5 protein-coding genes are annotated in these 5,787 nt (G+C 38.3%); 2 read left to right on the forward strand and 3 right to left on the reverse strand.

Going from position 1 to position 5,787, the window contains the following annotated elements; translation table 11 throughout:
• Positions 1-156: 156 nt before the first annotated feature.
• The gene (locus ACOCD9_RS12120) at positions 157-2,400 is read right to left on the reverse strand and encodes a Piwi domain-containing protein (protein ID WP_419547578.1); all 2,244 of its coding nucleotides are present in this window, start codon (positions 2,398-2,400) and stop codon (positions 157-159) included.
• Positions 2,401-2,403: 3 nt separating this feature from the next.
• Entirely contained in the window at positions 2,404-3,234 is an 831-nt protein-coding gene (locus ACOCD9_RS12125) for a PD-(D/E)XK nuclease family protein (RefSeq protein ID WP_419547580.1), read from the reverse strand.
• A gap of 157 nt (positions 3,235-3,391) precedes the next feature.
• Between ACOCD9_RS12125 and ACOCD9_RS12130 the strand changes: the two genes are divergently transcribed.
• Positions 3,392-3,748 carry a helix-turn-helix domain-containing protein gene (locus tag ACOCD9_RS12130; protein WP_104395327.1) on the forward strand — a complete coding sequence of 119 codons (357 nt, stop codon included), beginning with the start codon at positions 3,392-3,394 and terminating at the stop codon, positions 3,746-3,748.
• 5 nt (positions 3,749-3,753) lie between these two features.
• Positions 3,754-4,419 (forward strand): ImmA/IrrE family metallo-endopeptidase, encoded by a 666-nt coding sequence (locus tag ACOCD9_RS12135; RefSeq protein ID WP_419547581.1) that lies wholly within the window; start codon positions 3,754-3,756, stop codon positions 4,417-4,419.
• A gap of 40 nt (positions 4,420-4,459) precedes the next feature.
• Here the strand turns inward: ACOCD9_RS12135 and ACOCD9_RS12140 are convergent, their stop codons facing one another.
• A complete protein-coding gene (locus ACOCD9_RS12140; protein ID WP_002747787.1) occupies positions 4,460-5,455 on the reverse strand; it encodes a LysR family transcriptional regulator in 996 nt (331 codons plus the stop codon).
• Between the last annotated feature and the right edge of the window lie 332 nt (positions 5,456-5,787).

Genomic DNA, 5,787 nt, shown 5'->3' on the forward strand with positions numbered 1-5,787 from the left:
AAAACTATCAACAACTTATGCTTGTAAAGCTTGTACAATAGGGCTTTCAGTTTTTGTTAGATTGATATTTATCAACTTTAGAGCATTGCTGGACAGAGAGGGAGCTTAAGGAATTTTCTACAGTGTAAGTTCGGAAGAACCAAATAATTTTCCTCTCTAAAGCCAGAATTGACAATCATCTTCTAATAAACTAGGATAAATTCCTTGTAAGCGTCGATAAGCAATAATGTCCGCTCCATACAAAGGGATAGGTAAACGGGGATCTTTGAGAGAACCATAGTGGAGTAAAGTTAATTTTAACGTGGTGTCAACTAACTGTTTTAAATTTACTTGCTCTCCTAATTCATGAACTTTTAATCGCAAGGGACGAGGAACACCAATTTTTTCAGAAACTTGGGACGTTATCAGGATAACTTCCCGATTTGATAAAGCTAAAGCTAATCCTTTGGAGGGAGCATTTATCTGTTTTTGCTGAAGATTATAAAGTCTAGGAATGCCAGTCTTATAACATTCTACGAGAATAAATTTAGCATTAATTGCTCTAGCTCTTGCCAGTAAATTGTCAACCTCCTTTCCTTGAAATTTACCATCTCTGTAAATGAGAACTGTCTGATTTTTTAGTTCAGCTTGCGGTAAAAAATTTTCCAGCATACGTTGAGGAATTTCTTCTCCCTCGGTTAAACTATCTTCTACCCGACAGCGAACAAATTCTCCCTGTTTTCCATATAGTCGCACACTTGCACAAACATTGAGACTCCCCGGCAGATTTTTTTTAGGCTTCCTTCCCACATCTAAACCAATAAAATAATCGGCAATTTCTAGAGGTTCAGCAAGAACATAGGGTAAATTTCCTAGTTTGGCTAGGATCCCTGGGACAACTTGATGGAGAATATTATTATATTGACCCTTATTATTTAAAGTTTTCTCATAAATCATTTGAGTCATAACTCCACGCTCCAAGAACTTTTTTTTAATCCAGGAATATAAACTTCCTTCTTCAGTATTATCAGCATTGCGATCTTCTTGAGGAAGAAATACTAAAGCAATATCTACAGGAATTTCTCCTCGAATTAATTGATTAACTGCTTCTTCCAGTCTGGCTCTTTTTTCAAATCCTACACCTTCAACAGAGAAATTTATTTGATTCTCTGCTGGCAAAATAGTTTCAAATTTATAAAGTTTTAATCGCTTTTCTAATTGTTCTCTAAAATCTCCCACTTTCAAATTAGCTGGTTTAAGAATAGCTAAACGAATTTTACGAGCAGGATCGACATATTCTCGATGACGTTTATATACACCCCCCTTCGACAATCCTTTGAGAGTTTCTCTTTTTTCTCCCCTTTCTCCCTTACCAAATAAGATAGGAGTTTGCTCAAGAGAAATAGAAGGAGTCCAAAAGAAGTCGGGATTTTCCCTGCTGTTAATACTTCTTTCTCTTAACTGAAATCCAAAGTTATTTAAAGTCTTTTGTGCTTCCTGTTTATACAACTTTAATAGTTCTTGTCGTTCAGCATAGAAGATTTTTGTTTTCTTTAATAACTCTCCGTAATTGACTTGAAATAAACTCTCATCTTTATCTGTCATACAGGGTTTTAAAGCTGCCAATGGATAAATATACTCCTGGGTATTTTTGCCAAATTGTACCGCCACCACTGGTTGCTCCAGATGAGCTTCTTCTAATTTTCTTCGACTAATTGAACCCGTAGCTTTTTTTAATAGTTCCTCTCTTTTTTCCCCAATTGTACCCGCTATTTTAATAATTTTAGCTGTCCCATTAGTTTCTATAGTTTTAACCTTTAAACCTACTAATAATTTAGCGGCATCTTGTCTATAGGGATGATTTTCATAAAACTGTTCTAAATCTCCACTATAGACAATACTACTTTCAACAGTTAAACAAATAGCTGGATCGGTGTCATTGATGATTTCTGCCCAAAAGTTAACTTCTCTCCTTACCTGTACTTGGTTTTCACTTATCTGACTATCTTTGGGAAAAACTATTGGATAGGAAAATTTACCAAATATTTTCAGAATTCTAACTGCTAATTGTGCTGTAACTAAAGCTGTTATCTGCCAGTCTTTTAGCCAATGAATAGAATAATAGTGATCGCCAATATCTTCTCGTAAAACCTCTTGAATATCTGATAAAGCTTCTTTCCACTGTTGTGGAGAGGGAAGAGATTTTTCCTCTTTAGCTAATAACCAAAAACAATTATCTTCAAAAACAACCACCACATCGGGAAACTTATGACTGAATTGCCAACTAAAACGATTACCTATTTTCCTGGTGACTTGATGATTAAGATTAAAACAATTTAAACAATTATTCTTGAGAGTTAAGGAACTAATTTCACTCAAAAAAAGCGGGGAATTGGCTGTTTTAGCTTCTGTGTAATTCATGATCTAAACCTCCTTATTTGCATAATCACAAATCGATGTAAACGGACAATAACGACAGACATAGCCACTTTGAGGCGGAAAAATATGATAAAAATCTTTGGGGTGATCTTTATATTTTTGTAGTTGTTGCTGATGTTTTTTGGCCAGGGAAGCTAGTTCGATTTTAACTGCTTCTATTGCCTCAGAAGACAGGGATATTTTTTCTGAGCTTGTTTGGGTTTCTAAATTGTAAAAAGAAGCGACAATTTTTTTCTGAGGATAACGGTAACTAGCCGCCAGTAAATAAACATGAGCCTGACGACGATCAAAATTAGATTGACCAGTTTTCAAATCTAAAATATGTATAGTGTCATCAGCTTCTCTAAAAATACAATCAAAGGCAGCGTACAAATTAAACCGATAGTTACCTTGCTCGATAACAATAGGTTCTGGATAACCTTCATCGCCTCTAGATAAATTAATAATCTCTTGATTCAATAAAATTGGTTGTTGATAGTAATTGTTTAAAATTACTAAAACCCTGGCTTGAATTTCTGGAGATTCTTGATTTAATTGCAGGATTTCTGCCACTTGTTCCACCCCATCGGTATCAGATAATCTCACCGACTCTTGATGAAACTCAAAAACTCCTCGTTGTGCCAACTTACCAATTTTTTGCGGTTGATTATCTTGTGATAGTAATCTTTGGACTTCTGGTTCTTTGTTTCGCGCTTTTTCAAACCCCCGTTTTGTCTGACAATGCCAATTCTCATAGCCAATCGCTGGTTTTAGCGATCGCCAAAGACTATAGCTGATCGGAGGATACCAAGGCTTTTTGGGAAACTGGCAGGACACGATTTTTTTCCCTCGGTCAGGATAATGCTAGGATGATACGGCAGTGTTTGCTCTGGTGTTGACTAAAATAATCAACGCCGATGAACTAACTCTAGCCTATGTTGACTGAAATAGTCAACCCTTGATATAATTTTTTTGAGCGATTGAGAGAAAAGCAGTGTCAGAAACATTTGGACAGGTTATCCGCAAAGCTCGTCGAGAGGAGGAATATAGTCAGAGAGAACTAGCTAAGTTGATTGGGGTGGACTATACCTATCTATCGAAGCTAGAAAATGATCATGCGGGTTATCCTCCTAGTCAGCAGGTTATTGAGTCCTTAGCGACTCATTTAAAATTAAATGCTCAAACATTAGGGGAATTGGCAGGACGAATTAGTTCAGATGATCAAAAAGTCTTCAAAGAGTTAGTTCAAAAATACCAACAAATGCCAATTTTATTGCGTCGCATGAAAGACAATCCTAATTTTGCCAAAAAAATTATTTCTGAGGCGACAGAATTAGAACCAGAGGAGTAAATATCTTGGATATTATTAAACCCTATAGTTTTATTCCCAAAACAGAGATTGAAGCTCAGGCAGACAATATTCTGAAGAAAGTAAAAGCTAATCGTCGTCGTCCCTTAAAAAATTGCGATATTTCGGAAGCAGCGGCCGATCATTTTGATTTGGCTATTGAATGGACGGACATAAAGCCAGATAAGGAGGGAGAAATCGCCGCGATGATTATTCCCACAGAAAAGAAAATTATTCTCAATGAAGATGTAAAATTCTTAAGAGATTCCCAAAATTCATCCCTAGCAAAAGAGGGTTTTAAAAATTCGAGTTTAGCCCATGAAATTGGTCATTTTGTCCTTCATATTAATCAAACAGCCGTCTCTAACTTTTTGGATCGAATCCATCAGGGAGATTCCTTAGAGACAATTCAACCTTTTCTGTGTCGGACAGTTGATTCTAGCCAAAGAATTGAATGGCAAGCCCAATATTTTGCCAGTTGTTTACTAATGCCGATGAGTGAGTTAGAGAAAGCCATCAAGGGACGTGACTTGACTAAATGGGGACATCTGTATGCGATCGCCGACGAGTTGGGAGTAACTATTACTAATCTTAGAAGTCGTTTAGAAAGTCTCCATTGGATTAAAGTCGATAAAAAAGTAATTTACCCCAGCAGTAATTTTCCCAAGAGATAGCTTCAATGTTCCGAGGGAGATTTTGCCTATCTCGAGCGACTTATTTACTCATAATTTCGGCGGTTTGCGAGTTAGGAATCGGTTCAAAGTTGTGGTCGTCAGCCAGATATTCTGGATAGGTGGAGAATTGGGGTAGTATTTCTAGGGTAAAAGCTTCGGCCGCTTTTGAGCGATAACGATTCGGGTTAATAATTACCGATAAAGTGCGCCTCACTTCCACATCTTTAATTCTGGTAGCGTGGATCACGCCCATTTGTAGTTCTTTTTCGATCGCTGTCACCGAGACAAAAGCCGCCCCTAAACCGGATTGTACGGCATTTTTAATCGCCTCGATCGAGTTAAGTTCCATCTCCACTTTTAAGCGTTTGGTATCGATCTCGCAACGAGTTAAAACCTTATCAATGACTTTGCGAATCGTCGATTGGGAATCGAGGGTGATAAATTTTAGTCGATATAAATCCTCTTTTTGAATCATTTCTACCTTAGACAGAGGATGAAAAATAGGCAGGACTAAAGCCAGTTCATCGTCTGCGTAGGGGATAATCCGCAGGGTTTCTTGTAATTCGGCGGGAACTTCTCCCCCGATAATGGCTAAATCCACTTGACCGTTAAAAACACCCCAAGAGGTGCGACGGGTGGAATGAACTTGTAGCTGTACGGATACTTCTGGGTATTTTTGCCGAAACAGCCCGATCATGCGGGGAAGAAGATAAGTCCCCGTGGTTTGGGAAGCACCGATGATTAGGGTTCCCCCTTGCAGATTTTGTAGATCTTCGATCGCCCGACAGGTTTCTTGACAGAGAGTGATAATTTTTTCGCCGTAGTTTAAGAGTAGGTGTCCCGCTTCTGTTAATTGAGCTTTCCGACCCCCTCGGTCAAATAACGGCACATTTAGCTGTTTTTCGAGGTTTTGTACCTGAAGACTGACCGCCGGTTGGGATACATACAGGGTATCTGCCGCCCGTTTAAAGCTTCCTTCGGCGGCGATCGCTTTGAGAATTCTCAGTTGGTCTAGGGTGAAAGGAATGTCGGTCATAGAAAGCCTCAAAAAGAGCGACAGGAGAAGGGGAGGGCAATAGCGACAAATCTTAAGCCAGTGCAGATAAATACACTGAATTGACAGTACCACACCACGGGGATCAATGCTTCAGCTAGTTCGATGATCGGTTATTTTAGTCCTCAGCCCTGAATCAGTAATCAGTTACCAGTTATCAGATGCGAGTTATCAGTAGACCTCTTGCATAAATCCGAAAACAAACGATAGAAACAATAATGGGAGGGACTTTCAGTTAATTATTTATTAGTAGTTGATAATCTTCAAAAATGTTGCTGTACAAGGATCGACTTAAGACTTTTGCAAGAGGTCTA

Source organism: Microcystis sp., assembly GCF_048564745.1.
Lineage (GTDB): Bacteria > Cyanobacteriota > Cyanobacteriia > Cyanobacteriales > Microcystaceae > Microcystis > Microcystis ichthyoblabe_A.

Coding starts and splice junctions, on each gene's coding strand:
- ACOCD9_RS12140 (WP_002747787.1), bottom strand. CDS start 5,455: ATGACCGACATTCCTTTCACCCTAGACCAACTGAGAATTCTCAAAGCG.
- ACOCD9_RS12120 (WP_419547578.1), bottom strand. CDS start 2,400: ATGAATTACACAGAAGCTAAAACAGCCAATTCCCCGCTTTTTTTGAGT.